Raw genomic sequence first — 21,927 nt, forward strand, 5'->3', positions numbered from 1 at the left:
TCCGGTAGTCTCATCCCTCGTTGCCGTTCGGCAACCGTGCGCCCGTAGCTCAACGGATAGAGCATCTGACTACGGATCAGAAGGTTAGGGGTTCGAATCCCTTCGGGCGCGCTCGCAGTTGCGACCACTCTGTGTTGAGACAGACCAAGCGAGACGCCCCCGGGATGCCGGGGGCGTCTCGTGGTCTCTGGGGGCGTATGCCGGATGGCTGGCTCCGCGCGCTGACCGGCTCATCACGAGACGTTGACGATCGGTTGTGTGGGCTGGGCTGACTCCTCATCTCGGTTATGACTCAGCCAATGGGCTGCGATCGCGTCCAGCATCATGATGTTATGATGTTATGATGTTGTGATGCGGACAACCTTGGAGATCGACGACCAGATCATGGCCGCGGCGCGTTCCCTGGCGCGCAGTCGCGGGATCTCACTGGGCGCAGCGGTCTCCGAGCTCGCCCGTCGAGGCCTGATGCGGTCGGTCACGACTCAGGTCGACATGCACTACAGTCCCTTCCCTGTCATGGCCGGTGACGAGTCGGTCCTGGTCACAGATGAGCTCATCGCGGACCTGCGCGATGACTGAACGGCGGGTCACTCTCTTCGACGTCAACGCCCTCGTTGCCTTAGCTCTGACCACCCATCAGCACCATCATGCCGCGCATCGATTTCTCAGGGCACTTGCGGGTCGATGGGCGACCACGCCACTCACCGAGTCCGGCCTTTTCCGGCTGCTGCTCAACCCGCTGGTCACCGGTTCCCAGCGGTCGGCGCCCGAGGTGATGGCCATCCTCCAGGGCATGCGTGCAGATCCGAGATGGACCTTCCTGGAGGACTCGACGGCCCTGGCGGAACCGATGGTTGACATCACGGTCCTCATGGGACACCGGCAGGTCACTGATCTGCACCTGGTCAATGTGGCAGCACGACACGACGGCGTGCTTGCCACCTTCGATGCCGCCATCCCGTCGTGGCTCGCCCCGAAGGATCGCCCCCGCACTGTCGTGATCCCAGCCTGACTTGCCTGGCGCTGGTGCTCAGACGCCGGAGGCGACCAGTCGCGGCGCAGCGGAGGGAGCAGTCATGAAGGCTTCGGTCGAGGCAACGCGGGATTGACCGGCGGCACGGCCTCGCCGTGCTCGGTGAGATAGGCCTCGATGCGTTCGACGAGCTGGGTGCGTCGCCACATGCGTGCCTGGTCGAGGATCGTGTGGTCCCACTGGTTCGTCCCGGCGACTTCCGAGCAGGACGTGGAACACCCCCCATACCCTCGGGCACGGTGGTCGCCGAGGCGTCGACACCAGCGTCAAGCAGGTCATCCACCATGGCTCGACGGGACTCCAGGTCCGTGGGGGACTGAGCAGCCAGGACCCGCCGCGCCTCATCAGCAGGGCTCAGCGCCTATCGAGCCCTGAAAGAGTCCGAGGACGGCGATGAACTCCTGAAGGAGCTGCGCGAGAAAGGCTTCTCCCCGAGTGACCTTCAGCAGATGATCGATGCCACGACCGGCGTCAGTGCACCCGCCGTCCTCTGGCAGGTGACGGTCCCTGTAGAAGCCCTGGCCGACTTCACCAGGGGCCCGGTCCGGGTTGGTCAGGATTGCGCAGGCCTGGATGGAGAGCGCTATCTTCTTTCCGAGGTTCGCACGTTTCGCCGTGCTCTTCATCCTCAACCAGGTGGGCTTGATCGGCTGAAGAATGACCCGTGCAGGGCCACTCTGCGCGTGTGCCGTCGCATGCGCGCTGCTAGACATACCGGATGAACCCGGTGTTCGCGCTCATCATGGGGGTGCTCTGGATGCCCCTGACGTTTGTCCTGGGCCGTCGCCTCGAATCGGAGTCGACTCCGCCGGAGCACCGAGAGGCATTGGCGCGACGCGTGACCGGAGGGTCCGCGCTCGTCATCCCCGGCGCCGCCACCCTGCTCCTCCTGCTCGGCTCGTGGTTTGCGGTGCGTGCGGGTGACGACCGCTGGTGGATGTGGCTGGCGGCGGGACTGCTCTTCCTGGTCAACCTCGTCCTTGCGCTGCGTCTGCGCCGCACGGTCACCGGACAGTGGCTCGGAGGCGGTCCGCGGGAGGCGGGTAAGCGGGCGCTCGCGGCACGCCTGGGCGGCCTGGCTGCCGTCTGCTACGTGGGCACCTATCTGACCGCCTGGGTCACGGGTCCAGAGCGGGCAGTCTGGGCCACGGTCCTCATGTGGACCCTTCTGGTCGCCTTCATGGTGCTCATCGTGGCCTGGGGGTTCCTGGTGATGTTCGCCCAGCAGGACGAAGCCTATGAGGAGTGGGAGCGGGATCGTGGGGCGTGAGGACTCCGAGGACCGGACCGACTGGTGGGCCCAGGGCCCGCGATGGCGTGTGTTCGCCCGCGTGGGCCGACGTCGAGGAGCTGCGCGCGGACCCGCCCGATGCCTGGGCAGCCGACGTCCAGGCCAGGCTGGCCGACGGCTCGACGGTCACCCTGCCGGCCGTGCCGGCGGCGGATCTGCCGCGCTTGGAGGCGCTACGGTCAGAGGTCTAGCTCGCTGGCCAGGGCTTCCAGGCCGGGCAGCGGGTCTTCTGTGGCGGGCAGCAGCTGGACGCAGACGTGGTCTGCTCCGGCGTCGAGGTGTCCCTGGACCGTCTTGGCCAGCTCGGCCGGTGTGCCGTGGGGAGCGAGCGCGTCGACGGCGGCGTCCGTGGCTCCGTCGTCCAGCTCGGCCGCGGTGAACCCGTGGGGCTCCAGCGTGCGGCGGTAGTTGGCCAGCGTCAGGTAGCGGGCCAGGAACCCCCGACCGGTCTCCCGCGCAACGGCGACGTCCGTGGTCGGCACGAGCCGCTGCTCCGGCGCCACGAGGGTTCCGGGGCCGACGATGTCGCGGGCGAAGCGCGTGTGCGCGGGCGTCGTCAGATACGGGTGGGTGCCGAGGGAGCGCTCGGCCGAGAGCCGGAGCGTGCGTGGACCCAGCGCCGAGACCACCCGGCGCTGGGCGGGCACGCCCTCGGCGTCCAGGGTGTCGAGATAGGTGACGAGCGCGGCATACGGCTTCTCGTATTGGTCACCCAGTGCCTCGCGGTGCCCGATGCCGATCCCGAGCACGAACCGGCCCGGGTGCCGCTGCTCGAGCCGGTGGAAGGACGCGGCGACCTCGGCCGCCGGGGACTGCCAGATGTTCACGATGCCGGTGGTGATGGTCACGTGCTCGGTGGCGTCGAGCAGCTGCTCGGCGATGCGGAGGTCCGCTGCGGGTGAGCCGCCGATCCAGATCGTGCCGTAGCCGAGCCGCTCCACGGCCGTGGCCAGCTCGGGCGTGAGCAGCACGGCTGCGCGCCAGAGTCCGACGCGGCCGAACGTGGGTGCGGCTGCCTGAGAGGCGGTGGTCATGGGGACTCCGATCGTGGGGACGGGCTCAGGGGACGACCCTGCCAAAGACCGGACCCTGGCCGAGCGGCAGGTCGACCTGCGTGAGCAGCTGGGTGCCGCCGTTCTGGGTGTCCCAGAGGACATAGTGGTGGAACCCGTCGCCAGCGACCCGCACGATGAGGGTGCCGCGGTCGACCCAGCGCACCGGCGTCACGGTGTGGGCCTCGGCCTGCAGGACGTTGATGCTGTCCTCCGTGCCGTCCTTGGCGAGCACCAGACTGACCGACTCCGGCACCTCGCCCTGCCACCCTTCGGGTTCGATCACCGTCGGGTCCTGGGTGGTGATGACCGTCGCGACGCGGTCCTCGGCCAGCGCGGACTGATATCCAGGCTGGCTGGTGAAGCCCAGCGGGGTCTCCTCGACCACGGCACCTGCTGCGTCCAACTGCTGCAGCACGACGGGGCCGGACTGCTCGATCTCGCCGGACTCCTCGTCCTCGTCGGCCTGCACGATGATGCGCCACGGGGCGACCTCCCGCAGCTGGCTCCACGAGGCGTCGTGGGTGACCTCCCCGGTTGAGAGGTCGATGATCATGGCGCGGTCCTCGCGCAGGTCGACCGCGAGGCGGTCGTCGTCGAGCCAGAAGAAGTCGTTGGCGAAGTTGTCGGGGAACTCCCCGTCGGTCTCGAACTCGACGGCCTCGCCCGTCGACGCACTGATGACGATGACGCTGGCGTCGGTCCGCAACGCGGTGCGATAGGCGAGGTGATCGCCGCCGGGCGAGATGGACGTGTCGAGGATCGAGGGCATCGACATGAAGAGCCCGTCCCGGCTCACACCGCCCACGCCGGTGGCCGCGACGCGCCACTGCTGGTCTGACCCCAGGAGGAGCAGTGCGTTGTCGTGGTCCTCGGACACGAAGGCCGCGACAAACGAGTCGGTCGGGTCCTCGGCCAGGGTCGGTATGCCGTCACCGGGCACCGCGAGCACCTCCGGCATAAGGGTGTCGGCCTGGGTCAGTTGCTTGACCTCGGGCAGCAGCATCGGCGGAGACAGCAGCGCCGGGCGGGTGTCCACGATCGGTTGCGGGTCCAGGACGGTGGGGTCGACCCAGCCGTCGATGATCAGGTAGTCGCCGTGGACGCTGATCTCAGACCCGTTGGTCAGCATCCCCGTCACCAAGGACTCCTGACGCGCCCCCGGTCCGATGCAGCCGACAGCGGCACGGACCTCCAGCGGGTCCAGAAACAGGGCCGTGCCCCCGCTGTCGAGGAGCCAGGACTGCGTGAAGCCGCCGTCACGACAGCCGGAGATGCTCAGGTCGCCGACACCTGGTGAGGTGAGCTGCAGGTCCGCCTCTGGGTCGGGCTCGGTGTCGACGAACTCGCGACCCGGGACCTGCGCCATCAGCTCATCGACAGGAGCCTCCACCCAGTCCTGCGCCAGGTCCTCCCACGTGGCAGCACGTCCGGCCCCGATCTGCGGCTCCGTGACGCCCGACCGCTTGAAACCGACAGACACCCGGTCAAACACCGGCTGCTCACCGACGGTGCCACTCAGGAGCAAGGTGGTGCCGTCCCGCGCGAGCAGCGGTGAACCACTGAGCAGGGACTCCCACCACTGCGAGTCCCGCCAGGGCGTCCGGTCGGGCACGCAAGCAGCCCCCGGGTCGGGGTCGGCATCGACGTCCCAGTCGCCGGTGATCGTCATCTGCCCGTCGGTGACCGTGCCCGGTGCCTGCATCGCCAACCCGCAGCCCCGCACCGACCAGGTGCCCTGCTCGAGGGTCAGCGTGACGTTGGGGTCGTGCTGGTCGGCCTGCTCAGGCCGCACCATCCACATGAGTTCGTCGGTGAGGTGCCAGGTCGTCGCCGACTCCTCCTCGGGGGCCCACGGCTCCAGGACCCCACCGGTGGGCTCGATCTCGCCCTTCTCGCTGGTGAAGGTCAGCATCGTCGGCTGTCCACTCCTGGCCGGCTCATCCGTCCCGGACGTGGGGCCGGCCTCGGAGGTCAGTGCCGTGTCGTCACCGGCGGTGCCGGCCGGTCCGGAGTCGGGCAACGACAGGGCACCCCCGTTCCAGGCGATCGCCCCGACCAGAGCAGCCGCAGCAACGGCGCCGCCGGCACCCCACCACGCCCGGGAGGTGCGGCGCTTGCGGGAGCGTCCGGCATACCAGGCAGTGTGGGACAGGTCTGGGTCGGGGACCACGTCGGCGGCGCGCTCCAGCGCGTCCCGGATCTCGTCGTCGGACATCAGCGCTCATCTCCCTCAGCGGGTGCCACAGGGGCCAGCTCGGGCAGCAGCCCGCGCAGCGTGACCAGCGCGCGGTGCGCCTGGCTCTTGACGGTGCCGGGACTGATCCCCAGGGCATCGGCGATCTGGACCTCGGACTGGTCCTCGTAATAGCGCAGCACCAGCACCGCTCGCTGCCGCGGCGGCAGCTGCACCAGGGCGTCGCGCATGTCGGCCCCGGAGATCCAGGACTCCACCGGGTCGGTCCAGTGGTCCTCGCCTCCGGTGCCGGTCAACGTGTCGTCTCGTATGTCGTGGGGCCGCTCTCGACCGACCTTGCGCCAGCGGGAGACCGCGTCGCGATAGACGATGCGGCGCACGAACCCCTCCGGTGACCCGGTGCGGACCCGCTCCCAGCGGTGGGCCAGCTTGGTCAGCGCCTCCTGCACGAGGTCCTGGGCGATCTGGTGGTCGCCACAGACGAGGTATGCCGCCCGCACCAGTGCGCGTTGGCGCGCACGGACGAAGGCGACGAACTCCTCCTCGAGCGGGTCCACGTCACCTCCTGTGCCGACCGTTGGTGGTCCCAGCCTGCCGTGTCGAGGCAGACCCGTTAGGAGTTGAACGCGAAAAGGGGTGTCGCAGGTTGCATCACGTGTGTACGGACACTGCGAATCTGTCGCCTATGGTCGGTTCAGGCGTCTCTTCGCAGCCCGAGCGGCGTGGAGAGATGTTGCAGTTGCACGGCTAATTGCCGCGCGGCGGTGGGCTTTTTTTGGCCATGCAAAGTTGATCGATTCGGCGTACTCAATGATCTCACGGTCATGTGGATGTCCGCGAGACAGAATTGTGGCCATGTATGCGGAGCGATGTGTCAGGTATACGTTCAGGTCAAATCGGCTGGGGCAGAACGCCTCGAGCTCATTCGCTAGGTCGAGGGTAACCAACGTCTGCTGACACTTCCAGCAGCGCGAACAATTTCGTTCCCTCGCGGGATCGCCGTCGATACAGACGTCTAGGCCCACCCTAGCGCTCGCTATCTGTGCCACCTGGAGCGTCTTCTCGAGGCGTGTTCGTTCCGATCCCACCGACGCCAAGCGGAGTGAAGCACTCGACAACAGCGGCAGACTGATGACGTCGGAGGCCGCTGTTGATGCGCTCGGTCCCCCATGTACGTCCCGGAAGGCGTAACCGGACGCGTAGTACCAGGTTCCCAAGCCTCGGCCCAAGAGGTGCGCCACAGCCGCGTTGCGGACCGTGTGGGTGTTCATAAAGGCGGTGTTGTTTCCGATGTTGGAGAATTGATCGTCAAGGTTCGAGTTGACGTCGATGACCGGGATGCCCCAGTTGCTACTGAGGTTCCGGACGCCCGCGAGGCGGGACGCCGCCAACTCGTCACCGCTGGAGTGAGATCCGACGTTGTTGAACAAAAGGTGCGTGATCCGCAGGGAGTCAGGCAGAGTTCCGTCGAACAGATAGTCGCCTAGTGCACTGAAGGAATCGACACCAGCTGAGAACCCTGTCGCTACGCCTGTCGGGCGTCGATCGTCTGCGGGTTCCACGCGCTCAGCGCTTACTTGGATCGGCCTGTACATCGGCAAGACTGAGCGCACCCAGGCCTGAGCAGGTCCGTTCACGTTGTATAGCAGCTCGTCGGTGACTACACCACCGACATGGAGGTCTTTCCCGACGCGCATCGCAGGAAGTAGGAGACTCAGGAGTGCTGCGTCAGAGCGCCTGCTGATGAGGCCTTCGTGTTCGACCGGAATACTGAACCACAACCTTTGATTGCTGACCTCTGCGACATTGGTCGTCCAAACAGCTCGATCTCGTTCGTGGGTGACACGGGGTGCCTCGGTTATGATGGCCACCGGTCCACCATAGAACCAGTGTGGCGTTGCCGTTCACTTAGACTCGCCGGGAGCTTGGAGCCTCTGACGGGCCTGGGCTCTTCCCGGACGAGTGCATCATGCGGGCCGAAGGCGACCCGCGAGCGGGCGTCTTTGCAGTGGGTCGGAGTCGGGTGACGATTATCGAGCCGGAAGCGAGATGGGGATCTCTACGCTGGTTCCTATCCATCCCGACATCGATCCCGTCGTCGATCCCGTCGTCGAAATTTCCGTATTGCACCCTCGTTGTTAAATAGTGGCTAGACGAGTCAGTTACTCGGCCGCCGCGGCGCCGAGCTTCCCGCATGTGACCTGAGCGGCTTTGTTGCCCAGCTAATGAGTGCGCGAAATCTTATGGGTAGGGCGCGCTGAATGGCTGCGATGTCATTCCGCTGAAGCCCACCGTGAACGAGGCGTAGGAGGACCAGGTAGGCCAAGGCTCCGAAGATGAGTGACCCGCTAGACCCCAGCAGTGCTGACCCACTCAAGTCGACAACTCGGTCACCTGCGAAGAAGGCAGCGATAGCTGCGAATGAGGCAACCGTGGTGGTTCGAAAGGTCCCTAGAAATTCGAGTCGGCTGACCATGAAACTTGCTGGTTCACGCCATAGGAGCCACCCGACACGGGTCAGCACAACTGCAACTTTGCCGAGAACGGCACCCCAAGCGCCGATCCACGGGATCAGCGCAAGAGCAACGAGTATGGTCGCCGCCAGAGACATGGAATTGACTGCCAGTGTGCTTCCCGAGCGTAGCCGGGCGGTTACGAATGACTGCATTGGGTAACTGAGAACCAGAAAGCCAGAGACGATTGTCAATGCGAGCACCAATTCTCTGGCGACTTCGAACTGCTTTCCGTAAAGGATGGGGACTAGGAGTGCGAGGGATGGTGCGCCCATTGAGACAATGACACCTCCCAGCGTACCGCTGACCCGAGTCGTCCGCAGAAAGGCTGATCGGATCGCAGTGACATCGACTTCTCGAAGTGCAGAGACAGCCGGGGTCAAGGGGGTGAGCAGGGCTTGGGCAGGGGCGAAGAGGTGCCCTGCGAGTCCGAACGCCATCGCATAGAGGCCCACTTGCTCCGCGGTCGATAGATGCTCTAGGAGCACTACCTCGGAACGGCTCAGCGCAAGCGTGGCGATGATCCCCGACAGGCCCATAGGTATGGCGAATCGCCAGAACCCGTTAGGCATGCCTCGGGGTAATCTTGGCCGCAGAACAGCTTGGCGATAGGGGGCCCTGACCAGGAAGATCGCCGCGACCACCCCAGCGCCAGCCATGACCAGTCGGGACCCCCAGACGGCGTCCGGCGTGGCGAGTGTCAGCACAACCGCGATGACTACGGCTTGTGACAGGACATTCATCGCCATGGCCAGCCGCGCCGCTCGCGCAGTCTCGTTCTGGATTGTGAGCGAGGCAGTTGCGCCGCCGAACCCGGCGGGTACCCAGATGCCGAAGACCAGTGCCAGGATCAGGAGGGCCACGGGGACGTCGGCAAGCCTGATGACGATCAGGCTCAGGACGGGTGCGCCAACCAGCAACCGGAAGCCCTGGCTACGGCTGAGGAGCGACTGCACACGGGGGATGTCACCCATGGCATGCGCCTTCGCCCCGTACTGGATAAGGCCCGCCCCGACGCCCGCTGTCACGACAACAGCAGCGATCTCCATGATCATGGTGAGGTAGGCGAGTCGGCCATAGTCGGCGAGGCCCAGGACGCGGGCCAGCATTATGTTGACGCCGAAGGCCAGCGGCAGCGAGACAAGAACGTGGATGATGGTCCACAGGGCCCCGCTCGCCGCCCGATTCTGCAGCCCCCGGCGATCGAGGGGCACGCCACTGGGCGGAACGTCAGGTGGCGTCATTTCTTGGTGGTCCTGCATACCGGGCCACGAACTCCTCCCCGCGGTTGACCGCCGGTAGTCTGCGGTAAGGATAGCGGCCACTCGATGATGGGTTGCGGCAGTCCATCCGACGTTGGCCTGCAGAGATGGCAGTCCATTGCGTGCACCCCTCCCACTCAGGATACCGTGATGATCGGCAACGAGCGATTCCCTGCTCGGACGCTGCCACACAGTTCTGAGATCGCGGGGGGACAGCCAATGAGCACAGGAGCGGGACTTCTTCGCTTTGACGGCGTGCTTCGTCGCCGCGCCCGGCTTGCTGCCCGGATGGGCCGGTCGGCGGTGACTCCCAGCATGTATCCCACCTCCTCGATCGCGCGAGCGTTCTGGTTTGACGGCATCGCCAACTTCGGGGACGGGCTGACCCCGTGGCTTCTGCAGCGGGCGGGCGTCATTCCCGTGCATTCAAAGGCTGGTGCTGCCGACCTAGTGGGTGTTGGGAGCATTCTAGAGATGCTTCCGTCGGAATTTGCCGGATATGTCTGGGGGGCAGGCAGTTTGCATGGTCAGCCGCTGGCTCTCCCGGAGGCGCAGTTCCTCGCCGTGCGGGGGGAACTGACCCGCGAACTCGTCGATGCGCCCGGGGACCCGGCACTTGGGGATCCAGGTATCCTCGTCTCTCACTTCCTGCCCCGTCCACCCCTCCGATGGCGCGTGGGCATCGTGCCGCACCACTTCCATGAGGACGACACCCTGTGGGACCGTCTGGCTATCGCCGCTGGCCCAGCGGTGCGAGTGATAGATGTCCGCCGAGGTCCGACGGCGGTCCTGCGGGACATTGCTCGGTGCGCGGCGATCGTGAGTACAAGCCTCCACGGACTGATTACTGCCGATGCGTACGGAATACCAGCTGTTTGGACGCGTCGGGCGCCGGACTTGTGGGGTGGGCGCTTCAAATTTGACGATTATGAGTCGGTGCTGACGCCAGGTCGGACCCGGATGGTGGATGTTGATGATGATGTCGACCTGGACGCGATCGTGAGGTTTGCAGACACGGTGGATGCGCAGACTGTCCAGCAGCGACAGAGAGGCTTGCTCCGTGCCTTAGCGACCGCTGATCTGCCTCGCCTCAATCCACTAACTGCTCCTGCACACGTGCTGTCCAGACGCTAGGGTCTGCGAGATGGCAAGAGTGTTGTGGGTGAGCAATGAGACCCCCGACAGCAAAGGTCAAGGAGGGCAGCGGCGGCAGTTTTTTCAGCTCCGAGAGGTCGTCGGCAGGGGGCATGAGGTCACTTTGTGCACGCTCGCTGGATCCCAGAGTGATGCCGAGGTCCGGCAACACGCACACGTGATTCGGACAAGCACCCGGTGGCGGGGCAGGGTCCCTCGCATTGGGCATCCGCTGCTACTTCGCCGGCTGGCCCAGGAGCGGTGGGACGCCGCAGTCGTGGCGCATACAGAGTCCTGGCCAACGTTTCGGGGTGCTATCCGAGAGGGTCCGACTCCCAGCTGGGTTGATCTACACAATGTGCTGGGGCGCGACGTCGATGGTCTGCGAACCCGTTGGGACGACATGGAGCGCCAGATCTGTGCGGAGGCCTCGGTGGTGAGTGTTTGCTCGGAGCAGGAGCGCGAGAGGCTGCTGTCCCAGCAGCCGGACGATGAGGCGCGAGTCGTCGTGATGAACCATGGGCTCGATCCTCACGAGTGGGATGAGCTGCGATCTCCTAGGGCACGTCCAGTCGTCAAGTTGTTCGGAAATTGGCAATGGGATCCGAATCGACGGGGTCTGCATTGGTTCCTCACCGAGGTCTGGCCTCGAGTGAACATTGAGGAAGCGCGGTGTGAGATCGCCGGAACCGGCGCTGTCATACCGTCCTCATGTGGGAGGACAGTCACGTTTGTGGGACGGGTCCCGAGCGTCAGTCAGTGGGCAGGGGATGCGTGGGCAGTCGCAGTCCCCGTCATCAACGGGGTCGGCGCCCCAGTTAAGTATCTGGAGGCCCTTGCGACTCGCGCGCCAGTCTTGAGCACTCCAGATGGAGCCCCGATGGCGCGTAACGACGCGGCACTCGTCTCTGACGATGCGACAAAGTGGACGCAAACTCTTAGGCGCCTCTTGGGGGGCTCCGGCCCACCCGCGGACACTGGGGTGAATCCAACGATGTTCAGTTGGGAGAACGCGACTGCTCCGCTTCTCCAGTGGCTTGAAGATTTCTGAGCGTCGTATCGGTATGGGCCACGGCGACTTCATCGGTGAAGTAGTGCGCACGGGCGAGCGCCCACGTCGCGACTTCGGCGTAATTTCGTACGACCTTTACAACCATCGACGCCAAACTATCGGCATTGCCCGGTTGGTACAAAAGGTCAATCGGGGGACTTCTCAGGATTTCGCAGGGGCCACCCGCCGCGGTAGCCACCACCGGCAGTCCAGCCGCCAACCCCTGGACCACTACCTGACCGAACGGTTCCGGAACGGTAGAGCAGTGGACCAAGACATCATGTGAGTCTAGGAGCTTTCGCACGTCGTTCACATGGCCCACGAGCGAGGCGTTTGGTTCGGTTGCGACGAGGGTGGCCAGTGCTTTCGCATACTCCTCCTCGCCGAAGAGTGAGCTTCCAGCAACGGTGAGGCTGGCGTCGACGCCAAGTTCCCCTAGAGCGGCGAGTGCGTGGACTGCAACATCGGGTGCTTTCCAGGGGGATAGTCGTCCGAGGTAGAGCAGACGCAGCGGCGCGTCGGATTGGGGAACCTCCCGCGGCAGGTGGCGCAGGTCGGCTTGGGCCACGCCGCACATGCTCTGGACGACATCAACCTGGTTTGGTCTGACACCCAACGCCTCCAGCACGGTGCGCTTGGTCCACTCTGAGTTGGCGAGATAACGGCTCATACGCCGTGCGGTTACCTGCTTGGTGAGGGTAAGCGCCACCCGCGACATGGCGCTGTCAATCAGGCCGTCGCGAACCCAGTAGACTAGGTGCGCTCGGCGAGGTGCTAGAAGGGCAACAAGGAAGGCTGCGCGCATCGAGTTGGCAATGATCAAGCTGCTTGCACGAAGTTCTTGTCGTAGGTCGGGCAGGCCCGACGTAGTCACGACTTCGAAACGTGCGCCTTCCCAAACTCCGCCGCCTTCCAAGGTCACGAGTCGGACGGGGACCTGTGTGGCGTCCAGGTAGCGACGCAACGCGAGCTCTCCGCCCCCGGGTTCGTTCGTGTGGGATACAAACGTGATCATTGTGGGATCGGCCATTAGTGAGAGACCTCGACCTTCGAGATGATTTCCGCCATGTGCTTCACCCGCTGTGACCAGGAAGGGATGTCTTTAGGTAGGTCGCCCGACCAGGGCACCTGCAGAGCTATCGCGGTCGCGACCGCTTCAGCGAAGACTTCTGGATCGACGGTTCTCACAAGGTGGTCGGATGCTTCGACAAACCCGGGTACGGGTGTAGACACCACAGGTCGACGTGCTGCCCGGTACTCGTATGCCTTGATGGGATCTAGCGAGGCGGTGAAATCTGAGAGCACATGTGGCACCAGGAGGACGTCGGCATGCTGGAGGTAGGTCGGCACACTCGCGCTTGGTCGTGGCCCCAGGACATGGGCGCCGGCGCGGTCCAGTCGCTTAAGGTCCTCGTCTGGCAGGGGTGCCGGACCTATGAGCACCACGTGCCCCCCGGTATCAGCCAGGCGTGCGGCTGTCGCAATGCAGAGTTCGACGTCCAGCCGATCCCGGTGGGATGTCCCCAGGTAGAGCGCGATCGGGCCAGAGGGCAGGTCTGCCGGTCGAGACTGACGTGTCCGATACGGGTCGAGATCGACCGCATTGGGGATGAGGGTGACTGCTCGCTGAACTGACTTCGTACGCGAAAGGGCGGGGGAACACACGACGACCTCCCTACACGCGGTGAGAAGTCGGTCTTCCTGCCGTCGCAAGCGTGCGAGTTCAGGTGCAGGGCGGTCCGCAAGAAGCCAGTCGTCGGTGATGTCGTAGAGCGCTGGCCATCCGGTGCTGAGAAGCTCGGCCCCCAGAGGGTCATTGACCCAGAGCACAGGGTTTGCGAAGTCAAACTCCTTCACTTGGCGTCGGATCTCGGAGGCCCACCGCGCATCGGAGTTCGGGTCGAACTTGCGTGGCAGCCACTTAGTGGGTTGGTAGGCCCAGATGCGATCGGCACCCACGCCTGCGACGTCGGTGATGGGTTGGAGGCCTCGACCCCTCCGTGGGCGCTCGCGACGTCGCAGGGCATGAACTGGATCGGAGCCTGGCTCAACAAAGAGGACCCGATCGACACGCCTTGACCGCAACAGACCAGCGACGAGGTGTTGATTTCTCCGCCAGACTTCATCCCAGTCTTCGAGTGAAACGACGATCAGGTCTGTCACAGAACCCCCTCATAGACGCGTCGTACGTCGCGGCTCTGCGCCGCCAGGTTGAATCGCTCACGTTGTCGCGCTTGGAGTTCGTGGCCGTATTGGTCTGCCAACGAGTCCTCAGTTGCGATGCGTCGGAGCCACTCTCCTGCCTCAGTTAGTCCCGCAGGGTCATACAGTGCCGCTCCAGAGACTGAACCGACGGACTCCAAGTGCCCCCCTGCGCCCGCTGCGACAACTGGTAGTGCCCGAGCCATGGCTTCGATGACCGCTAGGCCCTGAGCTTCGATGGTGCAGGGCGCGAGTAGAACTCGAGCCCGATCGAGGTAGGGGGCCGGGTCCTCTTGGTAGCCGACCAAGTCCACGTGTGCGGCCAATCCCATACCTGCAGCCAGGGTGCGAATCTCGTCGGTCATGCTGCCTCCACCCACGAACTGGAGCCGCCAGTCGTCCCACCAGAGGTCACTGGCATGGAATGCTTTGAGGGCGTCTAGTGGCCGCTTCTCAACTTCAAGGCGCTGCAGCACAAGGATGACCTTGTCTCGATCCGCCGCAGGCTTTATCGCGGACTGGTTAGGCACTCCAGCTGGGATGACGACCGATGGTGTCTCGATCGCGTCGGCGACGAACTTGCTGACCGAAATCTGGGCATCCACACGTGAGGAAATGATAGGTGCCAGGAGGCCTCGCGTCGACATGGCTCGGCGTCTCGCGAAATGGCGCGTTGCAACGATCGGCCGGTGCCGCGATAGCAGTGTTGCGGTGAACTCGGCGCGCGTCATGTGCGCATGGGTGACGTTTGGAACTACGTGCCTCAGTGACCCTGCAGCTTCCGGCGCACTAGTGCCAGGTAGCCATGCGTAACTCCCCGCGCCAGGCATCCTGGAGGGATCGCCGCCGACGACCGTGACATCATCCCCATCCATCACTTGCTGATGAGCGAGCGACGCGATGTGGGACTCGACTCCTGCGAAGTTTGCAGTGCACACGACGTGAACAACCCGCACCGTATCAGCCTCCTGTGGGGGCTGGGACGGCTTGGGTTGGAGTAGACCGTGGCCTTGAGTCCGCTGCGGCACGGGCAGCCAGCCCGAGACAGAGGCCGGCCACGAGGAACGGAATCGACGTCTGCACAGCAACCCAGAAGAGGTCCAGTTGTCCCTGCACGAGTCGAGAGAGTAAGAGCGCGAACGCCAGGGTTCCGTAGGTCTTGTCTAATCGCCAAAGAACCACTAGCGAGCCGATCATCATGATCAGGAAGCCGACCAGTCCCACCACGCCGGCGGTCGCGAGGACTTCAAGTATTCCATTGGGGGGTTGAAAATTGTACTGTGTGTCGGTATACCAGTAGCGCAGGCCCGTGCCGACCCATGGGTTCTGCTGCCAGGCTTCGATCGACTCCTCAAACCAGGTGAGGCGTTGGAAGGCCGAGTTGTGGATGTTGTCCGAGGCAAGTTGATCTCGCACCATGGTTGCGACGACCGCTAGCACGGGGGCAATCCCCAAGAGAATGAGGAGTGACCGGCGGCGTTCGGGGTGGTTCCGGACGCTGACGACAACCAGTCCGATGGCCAGGCCGACCATGGCTTGTCGTGACTGAGCTGCTCCGATGCCAGTGACGGATAGCCAGAACATCACGGTTGTTCCCCACCGAGGCCAACCGAGCCAGGACGGGCGAGCGTAGGCGATTACGGCGCTGAATCCCAGGATGCAGCCGATGGCATTCTTGTGCATCGGGTACGGCCACTGGGGGAAGACTGGCGAGAAGTCCCCGACAGCCCACTGTGTAACTCCTTGAACGACGGTCCCGGCTGCGAGGATGCCGCTGGACAGAAGGAGTAGAGCTAGAGCAGTCTTCGCCAGTCCTGCGCGTCCAGCGGCCCAGCCTATAATCAGCGCCCCGCTCACGAGCAACCATGCGTGAACCCACTCCACCCTGTTGGCGGTGAAGGGGTTTTGAATCACCGTGAACAAAGTGGTCGTCTGATAGATGGCGTTGAGCCACAGCAGTTGCCGCAGCTCTCTACTAAAGGGGCGGGGGGACATGAACAGCGCTGGCCAGAACGAGACTCCGAGAGCGACGTCTGAGACAGTCAGGTCGACGGGCCCGACTGCCACGCGGGCGGTGACGACGACGAGGGCGAACGCTAGGGCGGGAAGCGCGGCCGGCTGGGCAACAGTTGCCCCAGCCACTGCGACAATCGCAGCGGCGAGCAGTGCCAGGGTCGGCCGTGTTGTCGAAGCGTAACCAACGCCTACGGCTATGACGAGCGCGGCAACTCCGGTGCAGGCAAGCAGTGCCCGGCTCATCCATTCGGAGTGCATCATGCCACGAGCCTTGCCAGTGCTTCCCGTTCGCGGCGACGCGGTCCTGCCCTCAAGAGTTTTGCTCGTGTGCGTGCGGCGGTCCCGCGGGGGCCAGGCAAGAGGACGCCTCGAACCAGACTTCCTGACAACTGTGCGAGTCTCGTCACCTGCCACCCGAGAGCACCGTGATGCTTCCGGAAATACCTCTCCTGGCCAGCGTAGAAGTGTGTGTCACGACGAAGCGGATCGCTGCTCGTCCCGGCACCGACGTGTGTTGCTGTAACACTGTCCACCACGCGGTGACGCCAGCCCATGAGCGAGGCCCTGCGGGCCCAGTCCGTCTCTTCGGCATACAGGAAGAAGTCCTCATCGAAACCGCCGACCTGAGCCAGTGCCTCGGACCGCAGCATCAGCACCGAGCCGATGACGTAGTCCTTTGAACTGTTGAGACGGCCCAGACCTGCCGCTTCGATCCACGAGCGGAGGGGGGTCGGCCACGGCCACGCCACGCGTGCCGCCGCGCCCGCAATATCGACTTGGGCCGACCCAACACTACCGAGTGTTGGGTCCGACCGGAGTGCGTGATGAAGCCGACGAACGCCGTCAACTGTGATGCGAGCGTCAGGGTTGAGTAGGAGCATGTCCGACTCAGGAGTGAGGCGTCGGGCAAGTGCGTAGTTGACGCCTGTGCCGAAGCCGCCGTTGTGTCCTGGATCGAGGTAGCGGACACCGGCGACGGCGCACACCGCCATCACGTCATCTCGCGACGAGTTGTCGACCACAGTGACTGTGAGGCCAGCCACCGAAGTTAGCGTCTCGCTCAGCAGGTCCGGGGCGCCGTACGCGACGACCACAACTTCGGGAGCAAGGTCGGTTGCTTCCAGGCTCTGCTGGTGGGTCGCGACGCGGTACAGCTCGTCAAAGTCGGCAGCAACAGCCGGCCAGGAGCACTCCTGCGCCCGGTGCAGCCCACGTTGTCGCAGGACTGCCTGCAAGTCAGTGGAGCAGCCGACGCGCATCAGTGCCTCGGCCAGCGCGGTGGGATCACCCTCCGGCACGAGAATCCCAGTTTCACCCACCACCTCAGGCAGGGCACCGCTCACTGACGCCACCACCGGAACCCCACTGGCCATGGCCTCGATTACCACGCGGCCGAACTGCTCGACCCAACCCGGGGTCGTCAGGGAGGGCACGGCGAGAACGTCGAAACTGGCGTACACCGCTGGGAGGTCCTCCTGGGACACTCCGCCCAGCCAGGTCATTCGGGTCTCGATCCCGAGTTCACGGGAAAGCTGCCGAAGTTCCTCTTCTTGCGGTCCGCTGCCCGCGATTGTCAGGTGCAACTGAGGCAGCTTCGCAAGGGATGCCAAGAGCACCGCCACGCCCTTATGCGGAGCCAGTCGACCGACATAGCCCACCCGGACGGGGGCGTCCGACACCGGCGGCCGATCACTCACGGTGAAGTGGGCGAGGTCAACCCCGAGGGGGATGGTCCGCGGTTGACCAGGGAAGCCCTTGCGCTGAAGTATCCGTCCGGCCTCGTCGTTGCAGACCTGAACGCCTGCTGCGTGCCGGAGGGACCAACCCTCCAACCACCGAAACGGCACCGGGTAGCGCTTCTCGAGATTCTGCGCGGAGTAGAGAACGTAGGGCGCGGAGTTTCGTCGGAGCTTGCGGATCGCCAGGATCTCAGCGGTAGAAAGGGCGAAGGGCTCTTCATGAATGTCGATGACATCCCAGTCTTGGCCCATCGCTCGCCAGATCGGTCGGGGGTCATAGAGGAACAGTGCCGGGTGGCGCCCAAACGTCCGCAGACCCTCGACTTGCTCGCCGGAGCGCGGTTCCAGGTGGACATCGCTGCCACCCTCGTCCCAGCGCTGTGCTGTGAGGAGGTGCACGTCGTGCCCGAGCTCCCGCAGCTCACGCTCCCGCGCGCGCCAGGCGTCGACGACGGCGCTGTGGAACACACGGAGAACCCTCACGGTAGTCAGGATACGGTCCCGCTCGGAGCGGAGCTCCGTTGAGTGTTCACCAACGGGTTGCTGTGCATGGACCTATGGTGCGGCGTGCGTCCGTCGAACTGAGGGCCCTGGGAACATGCGCCTTCCGAGCCGATGCGTGGGAAGTTCCACGTAGCGATACATCACCGCGGCCATCGCGGTGATCAGCAGAAACGTGGCCGTGCCACCGATCAGCAGTTGAGCCGGCCACCCAGGGAGAAGGGCAACCAGCGGTCCTACAACGAGCAGGGCGGGCTGGTGAAGGAGATAGAAACTGTAAGCACGCTCGCCGAACTCCTCCGAAACCTCGATGGCCTTGCCCCCGACGCGCAACCCGCACATGAGCAGAACAAGGCATGCTCCCAGAGCGCCCCAAGCGATATGGACGAGGACTTCGTTCTGCTCGGTCGTAGACGCTATGACGCTTACCAAGCCAAAAACGAGGGACCCGGCGGCCCACGTTCGCGGACGCACGGATCCCCCGCTCACCAGCCGCGTAGCGCACCACATTCCAATCACGAACTGCAGAAGACGTGCCGGTAGCGCGTGGATGCCACCAAGCCCAAAGCCAACAGGCCCGCTCACGTCAAGTCCACGGGACAGCGTCCAAATAGCCGCAAGTGCCACGCTTCCGATCAGTAGCGGGGCCATCCCCCAGCGTCGCCAGACCGCGACGAGTAGTGGGAAGACGAGGTAGAGGTGCAGTTCGAGCGAAATGCTCCATAGCGATCCGTTGATCGAGCCGAGTGTGCCGGGGAACCATGTCTGAACACCGAAAATATGGAGCAGCAGTTCTGGGAAGGTTGCCTGGCTGCCCACCACCAAATCCCAGGTGCGTGGACCCATCGCTAGCAAGGCGGCAATAGCTAGTGCTACGTAGTAAGCCGGCAGGATTCTCAGTGCGCGCCGTCCGTAAAACTGCTTGCTGTCCAACTGGCCCATGGCTCGGACGACGGGAAGGAAAAGCACGAATCCTGAGATAACGATGAATATGTCCACGCCGTGGGCCCCAAGAGCCATCAACTGTGGGAGCTTCCATGGCAGGTTCATGAACGTCCAGTAGCCCGCGATATGGCACACGAGGACAGCGATCGCCGACAGACCACGCAAAGTGTCAATGCCGGTCAGGCGGCCAGGTGGCGGAGAAGGAGATGTCATGCTGCATCCCGCAGGAGCGATTCCCGAACCTGCGGGGATGACCCCAGCAAAGTCTCCACGCTAGAGCGCTGCTCGGGCCGCACTCACGGCCAGTTCAGGGCCACTGACCTCAACCGCTGCGACGCGAAGCCGTCCGAAGGCGGCCATGACCAACTCCCCCGGGGCGCCGGTGAGCACGGCGGTACCCGCCTCCGTGGGTCGCTTGACAGCCTTGCGGCCATGGCCCGGTGCGACCAGGACAACGCCGCAGTCGAGCTTGGCGAGCATCAACCGCGCGCTCTTGGTCAGCTGTCCCCACAGGGCCGACTCAAGCTCTGGGGAGATCTTCCGTTGCGGCCCGACCTGGCCCTCGCCGCGCAGCACGTCCTCGTGGTGGATGAAGAACTCTGTGAGGTTCATGAGGTTGTCGACGACCGGCACGCGTGCTGGAGACCAGGCCGGGGGGCCGGACCGCACCAGGTGGACGAGTTCAGCCCACTCGCGCGTGGCGTAATCGTTCATCCCGGACTCGAGTCGGTCGGCCAGCGGCGGGATCAGTCCGCCCACAGCCAGGTCCGGCCGGCCGTCGCGGATGACGAGGTGGGCCGCCAGCTCCGCGGTCGACCACGGGTCACACAGCGTGGGGGCCGTCGGACCGATCCGGTCGAGGGTGTCACAGAGCGCCTGACGCTCGATCGCGGCGAGGTGGGTCACGGGATCACACGTCCTCGGCCTTGGTGGTGGTCGGGTCCCACTTGGTGACGCCGTGTTCGGCCCACCCACGGTCCTTGGCTGCTTCGCGCGCCTCGCGCTTGACGGGGCCGATCAGCCGGTCGACATAGAGCAGGCCGTCCAGGTGGTCGGTCTCGTGCTGCAGGCATCGAGCCAGCAGACCCTCGCCCTCGATCACGACCTCGTTGCCGTCCAGGTCAATGCCGGTGACTCGGGCCTGGGGGTGGCGGGCCAGCGGGAAGTACTCACCGGGAACGGACAGGCACCCCTCCCCGTCCTCCTCCTCGTCCAACGGCGCGGGGGCTCCGAGGCGCTCGAGCACGGGGTTGATCACCACGCCCTTGGCGTTCTCAGCTCCAGGCACCGGGCAGTCATAGACAAAGATCCGCAGCCGCACCCCGACCTGGTTCGCAGCCAGCCCGACCCCCTCGGCTGCTTCCATGGTGTCGAACATGTCCGCGACGAGCTCGCGAACCTCATCGGTGACCTCGCGCACCTTCTTGGTGGGCTGGTGCAGGGCTCGGTGGCCGATGACGGTGATGTCACGGACGGTCACAGGGTCGACTCCTCTGGTGCGGACGGACGTGCGGGTCGATCCTAAGCGGTGCGCGGGTTGTGGATCGTGGCTGTGGCTTTGGCAGGAGTTGAATGGTGGCGCATCACATGTGATGCAGCTATGATGTTGTCTGTGCGAACGACAGTCGACCTCCCCCCGAGCGTGCATCAACGTGCCCGGCGGCTGGCGGCGGAGCAGGGTAGGTCGCTGTCTGCGGTGGTGGCTGAACTGACGACTCGCGGGCTCGCGCAACTCGATGCTCCTGCTGTTCTGACCCTCGATGAGCTGACCGGACTGCCCGTGCTCAGCATCGGTCGCCCGATCAGCACGGACGAGGTCGCCGAGATCCTCGACGACGAATGAGCCACTACTTGCTCGATGCCAATGTGCTGATCGCCCTGACCGTCGTTGAGCATGAGCACCACGAGCGGGCCGCAACGTGGCTGCCGACCGTTGACCGTTTCGCGGTGTGTCCGGTCGTGGAGGGCGCCCTGGTCCGGTTCCTCGTTCGCATCGGAGAGTCCACTCGGACGGCCAGCGAGATTCTGAGCGGTGTGTGGGCCCACCCGCGGTGCGAGTTCTGGCCCGACGACCTGTCCTACCGAGACGTGGATCTCACTGTCGTGCGGGGTCATCGGCAGGTCACCGACACCTATCTCGTCGGGCTCGCCCGTGGGCACGACGGCATGCTGGCCACGTTCGACAGCGCCCTCGTGGCTGCACACCCCCGCTCAAGCGTGCTCATCGGCTGAGAACTGGCTTGTGACTCAGCCGCGCGGTCGCGCGATCGGGCCGGTGATGTCCGGGTCGTCCCAGTGGCCGACCGGCGCATAGGTCGGCTCGTGGTCATGGGAGACCTCCCAGGCCGCGTCCTCGTAGCGGTCGTGCTCCTCGCTGTCGTGCTCCTCGTAGTCGACCTGTGAATCGGGGGACTGAGGGTCCTGGAAGCCGTGGATGTCGTCGTCGGGGTCTTGCCCGTCCGGACCAAAGATCGTGTCGCAGATGCGGCGGTAGGTCTCGTCCGGGTCCGGCACCCAGTTGATCTCGCGCATCGCCTGATCCTGGCCGGCCGACTCCATGAGGAACTGGCCATAGCCCAGCATCCGACCGAGCAGCGAGCGGCTGTAGTTCATGTCGGTGACCTTGCGCAGCGGCATCATCGCGACCTTGTGGGTGATCAGCCCGTAGGTCATGATCAGCCGCTTGTCGGTGGCGACAAACCACTCGTTGCGCCACTCGATGGCCTTCCACACCAGCCGGGCAAGGAGCACGAGGAAGATCAGGATGAGCAGGTCCGGCAGGATCGTGGCATGGGGTGTGGCGTTCGCGGAGAACCAGATGGCCAGCATCAGTGCGGCGAGGGTGGTGAGGACCGGCTCGATCATCCGGCCCCAGTGGTGCCGGATCGCGACGATGATCTCCTCGTGCTCCAGCAGGTAGCGATCCAGCAGGCGGCTATTGACCCGTGTGCCCCGCACCGGACTCACCTGCGCTCGCCTCCCGTCGCCTGC

At 64.8% G+C, this 21,927-nt stretch carries 23 protein-coding genes and 1 tRNA gene; 9 read left to right on the forward strand and 15 right to left on the reverse strand.

From position 1 onward, the window contains the following. Nucleotides 1-38 precede the first annotated feature (38 nt). The 3 genes from FNH13_RS02870 (at nucleotide 39) to FNH13_RS02880 (ending at nucleotide 1,012) form a co-directional block, all read left to right on the forward strand. Nucleotides 39-111, forward strand: a tRNA-Arg gene (locus FNH13_RS02870). 240 nt (nucleotides 112-351) lie between these two features. Then, nucleotides 352-579, forward strand: a complete 228-nt coding sequence (locus FNH13_RS02875; protein WP_143782064.1) for a hypothetical protein — start codon at nucleotides 352-354, stop codon at nucleotides 577-579. Continuing rightward, entirely contained in the window at nucleotides 572-1,012 is a 441-nt protein-coding gene (locus FNH13_RS02880; protein WP_143782065.1) for a TA system VapC family ribonuclease toxin, read from the forward strand. The genes FNH13_RS02875 and FNH13_RS02880 overlap by 8 nt, the downstream gene beginning before the upstream one ends. Before the next feature lie 365 nt (nucleotides 1,013-1,377). On the opposite strand, the gene FNH13_RS02885 is transcribed toward FNH13_RS02880, so the two are convergent. Next, complete coding sequence (locus FNH13_RS02885) at nucleotides 1,378-1,659, reverse strand: hypothetical protein (RefSeq protein WP_143782066.1); 282 nt, start codon at nucleotides 1,657-1,659, stop codon at nucleotides 1,378-1,380. A gap of 92 nt (nucleotides 1,660-1,751) precedes the next feature. On the opposite strand from FNH13_RS02885, the gene FNH13_RS02890 reads away from it, so the two are divergent. Further along, entirely contained in the window at nucleotides 1,752-2,303 is a 552-nt protein-coding gene (locus FNH13_RS02890) for a hypothetical protein (RefSeq protein WP_143782067.1), read from the forward strand. 47 nt (nucleotides 2,304-2,350) lie between these two features. Continuing rightward, the gene (locus FNH13_RS18930) at nucleotides 2,351-2,515 is read left to right on the forward strand and encodes a PH domain-containing protein (protein ID WP_165699991.1); all 165 of its coding nucleotides are present in this window, start codon (nucleotides 2,351-2,353) and stop codon (nucleotides 2,513-2,515) included. Here the strand turns inward: FNH13_RS18930 and FNH13_RS02895 are convergent. The 5 genes from FNH13_RS02895 to FNH13_RS02915 form a co-directional block, all read right to left on the reverse strand. Continuing rightward, the gene (locus tag FNH13_RS02895; RefSeq protein WP_143782068.1) at nucleotides 2,504-3,358 is read right to left on the reverse strand and encodes a TIGR03620 family F420-dependent LLM class oxidoreductase; all 855 of its coding nucleotides are present in this window, start codon (nucleotides 3,356-3,358) and stop codon (nucleotides 2,504-2,506) included. The genes FNH13_RS18930 and FNH13_RS02895 overlap by 12 nt on opposite strands. 25 nt (nucleotides 3,359-3,383) lie before the next feature. Continuing rightward, a complete protein-coding gene (locus FNH13_RS02900; RefSeq protein WP_143782069.1) occupies nucleotides 3,384-5,594 on the reverse strand; it encodes a hypothetical protein in 2,211 nt (736 codons plus the stop codon). Continuing rightward, the gene (locus FNH13_RS02905; protein WP_143782070.1) at nucleotides 5,594-6,130 is read right to left on the reverse strand and encodes a SigE family RNA polymerase sigma factor; all 537 of its coding nucleotides are present in this window, start codon (nucleotides 6,128-6,130) and stop codon (nucleotides 5,594-5,596) included. The genes FNH13_RS02900 and FNH13_RS02905 overlap by 1 nt, the downstream gene beginning before the upstream one ends. Before the next feature lie 126 nt (nucleotides 6,131-6,256). Then, nucleotides 6,257-7,444, reverse strand: a complete 1,188-nt coding sequence (locus FNH13_RS02910; RefSeq protein ID WP_143782071.1) for a hypothetical protein — start codon at nucleotides 7,442-7,444, stop codon at nucleotides 6,257-6,259. Nucleotides 7,445-7,731: 287 nt separating this feature from the next. Then, nucleotides 7,732-9,330, reverse strand: a complete 1,599-nt coding sequence (locus FNH13_RS02915) for an oligosaccharide flippase family protein (protein ID WP_165699992.1) — start codon at nucleotides 9,328-9,330, stop codon at nucleotides 7,732-7,734. A gap of 492 nt (nucleotides 9,331-9,822) precedes the next feature. Here FNH13_RS02915 and FNH13_RS19920 point away from each other — a divergent pair, with 492 nt between their 5' ends. Next, nucleotides 9,823-10,482: a polysaccharide pyruvyl transferase family protein gene (locus FNH13_RS19920; RefSeq protein ID WP_407669987.1), complete on the forward strand. Its 660-nt coding sequence runs from the start codon at nucleotides 9,823-9,825 to the stop codon at nucleotides 10,480-10,482. Nucleotides 10,483-10,492: 10 nt separating this feature from the next. Continuing rightward, complete coding sequence (locus FNH13_RS19925; protein WP_143782073.1) at nucleotides 10,493-11,533, forward strand: glycosyltransferase; 1,041 nt, start codon at nucleotides 10,493-10,495, stop codon at nucleotides 11,531-11,533. Here FNH13_RS19925 and FNH13_RS02930 read toward each other — a convergent pair. From FNH13_RS02930 to def, 8 genes are all read right to left on the reverse strand, one after another. Continuing rightward, nucleotides 11,481-12,563: a glycosyltransferase family 4 protein gene (locus FNH13_RS02930; RefSeq protein ID WP_143782074.1), complete on the reverse strand. Its 1,083-nt coding sequence runs from the start codon at nucleotides 12,561-12,563 to the stop codon at nucleotides 11,481-11,483. The two genes, FNH13_RS19925 and FNH13_RS02930, sit on opposite strands and share 53 nt — an antisense overlap. Continuing rightward, entirely contained in the window at nucleotides 12,563-13,696 is a 1,134-nt protein-coding gene (locus tag FNH13_RS02935; RefSeq protein ID WP_143782075.1) for a glycosyltransferase, read from the reverse strand. The genes FNH13_RS02930 and FNH13_RS02935 overlap by 1 nt, the downstream gene beginning before the upstream one ends. After that, nucleotides 13,693-14,763, reverse strand: a complete 1,071-nt coding sequence (locus FNH13_RS19930; protein WP_407669943.1) for a glycosyltransferase family 4 protein — start codon at nucleotides 14,761-14,763, stop codon at nucleotides 13,693-13,695. The genes FNH13_RS02935 and FNH13_RS19930 overlap by 4 nt, the downstream gene beginning before the upstream one ends. Next, nucleotides 14,696-16,012 carry an O-antigen ligase family protein gene (locus FNH13_RS02945; protein ID WP_143782077.1) on the reverse strand — a complete coding sequence of 439 codons (1,317 nt, stop codon included), beginning with the start codon at nucleotides 16,010-16,012 and terminating at the stop codon, nucleotides 14,696-14,698. The genes FNH13_RS19930 and FNH13_RS02945 overlap by 68 nt, the downstream gene beginning before the upstream one ends. After that, the gene (locus tag FNH13_RS02950) at nucleotides 16,009-17,973 is read right to left on the reverse strand and encodes a glycosyltransferase (protein WP_228266554.1); all 1,965 of its coding nucleotides are present in this window, start codon (nucleotides 17,971-17,973) and stop codon (nucleotides 16,009-16,011) included. The genes FNH13_RS02945 and FNH13_RS02950 overlap by 4 nt, the downstream gene beginning before the upstream one ends. A gap of 72 nt (nucleotides 17,974-18,045) precedes the next feature. Continuing rightward, complete coding sequence (locus tag FNH13_RS02955; protein WP_143782078.1) at nucleotides 18,046-19,149, reverse strand: acyltransferase family protein; 1,104 nt, start codon at nucleotides 19,147-19,149, stop codon at nucleotides 18,046-18,048. Between the two features lie 60 nt (nucleotides 19,150-19,209). Then, entirely contained in the window at nucleotides 19,210-19,842 is a 633-nt protein-coding gene (locus FNH13_RS02960; RefSeq protein ID WP_143782079.1) for a TIGR03085 family metal-binding protein, read from the reverse strand. Between the two features lie 4 nt (nucleotides 19,843-19,846). Further along, nucleotides 19,847-20,416 (reverse strand): peptide deformylase, encoded by a 570-nt coding sequence (gene def, locus FNH13_RS02965; RefSeq protein WP_143782080.1) that lies wholly within the window; start codon nucleotides 20,414-20,416, stop codon nucleotides 19,847-19,849. Between the two features lie 219 nt (nucleotides 20,417-20,635). On the opposite strand from def, the gene FNH13_RS19415 reads away from it, so the two are divergent. Further along, entirely contained in the window at nucleotides 20,636-20,779 is a 144-nt protein-coding gene (locus FNH13_RS19415; RefSeq protein ID WP_228266556.1) for a hypothetical protein, read from the forward strand. Continuing rightward, nucleotides 20,776-21,168, forward strand: a complete 393-nt coding sequence (locus FNH13_RS02975; RefSeq protein WP_143782082.1) for a TA system VapC family ribonuclease toxin — start codon at nucleotides 20,776-20,778, stop codon at nucleotides 21,166-21,168. Before FNH13_RS19415 ends, FNH13_RS02975 begins: the two co-directional genes overlap by 4 nt. A 15-nt stretch (nucleotides 21,169-21,183) precedes the next feature. Here FNH13_RS02975 and FNH13_RS02980 read toward each other — a convergent pair whose 3' ends face one another. Then, complete coding sequence (locus FNH13_RS02980) at nucleotides 21,184-21,894, reverse strand: PH domain-containing protein (protein WP_143782083.1); 711 nt, start codon at nucleotides 21,892-21,894, stop codon at nucleotides 21,184-21,186. Nucleotides 21,895-21,927 lie beyond the last annotated feature (33 nt).

Origin of the sequence: Ornithinimicrobium ciconiae (assembly GCF_007197575.1) — a bacterium.
GTDB classification, from domain to species: Bacteria; Actinomycetota; Actinomycetes; order Actinomycetales; family Dermatophilaceae; genus Ornithinicoccus; species Ornithinicoccus ciconiae.

Excerpts from the sequence above, each read along its gene's own strand:
- FNH13_RS02875 (WP_143782064.1), top strand. The coding sequence starts at position 352 with ATGCGGACAACCTTGGAGATCGACGACCAGATCATGGCCGCGGCGCGT.
- FNH13_RS02880 (WP_143782065.1), top strand. The coding sequence starts at position 572 with ATGACTGAACGGCGGGTCACTCTCTTCGACGTCAACGCCCTCGTTGCC.
- FNH13_RS02885 (WP_143782066.1), bottom strand. The coding sequence starts at position 1,659 with ATGAAGAGCACGGCGAAACGTGCGAACCTCGGAAAGAAGATAGCGCTC.
- FNH13_RS02890 (WP_143782067.1), top strand. The coding sequence starts at position 1,752 with ATGAACCCGGTGTTCGCGCTCATCATGGGGGTGCTCTGGATGCCCCTG.
- FNH13_RS02895 (WP_143782068.1), bottom strand. The coding sequence starts at position 3,358 with ATGACCACCGCCTCTCAGGCAGCCGCACCCACGTTCGGCCGCGTCGGA.
- FNH13_RS02900 (WP_143782069.1), bottom strand. The coding sequence starts at position 5,594 with ATGTCCGACGACGAGATCCGGGACGCGCTGGAGCGCGCCGCCGACGTG.
- FNH13_RS02915 (WP_165699992.1), bottom strand. The coding sequence starts at position 9,330 with ATGACGCCACCTGACGTTCCGCCCAGTGGCGTGCCCCTCGATCGCCGG.
- FNH13_RS19920 (WP_407669987.1), top strand. The coding sequence starts at position 9,823 with ATGCTTCCGTCGGAATTTGCCGGATATGTCTGGGGGGCAGGCAGTTTG.
- FNH13_RS19925 (WP_143782073.1), top strand. The coding sequence starts at position 10,493 with ATGGCAAGAGTGTTGTGGGTGAGCAATGAGACCCCCGACAGCAAAGGT.
- FNH13_RS02930 (WP_143782074.1), bottom strand. The coding sequence starts at position 12,563 with ATGGCCGATCCCACAATGATCACGTTTGTATCCCACACGAACGAACCC.
- FNH13_RS02945 (WP_143782077.1), bottom strand. The coding sequence starts at position 16,012 with ATGATGCACTCCGAATGGATGAGCCGGGCACTGCTTGCCTGCACCGGA.
- FNH13_RS02955 (WP_143782078.1), bottom strand. The coding sequence starts at position 19,149 with ATGACATCTCCTTCTCCGCCACCTGGCCGCCTGACCGGCATTGACACT.
- FNH13_RS02975 (WP_143782082.1), top strand. The coding sequence starts at position 20,776 with ATGAGCCACTACTTGCTCGATGCCAATGTGCTGATCGCCCTGACCGTC.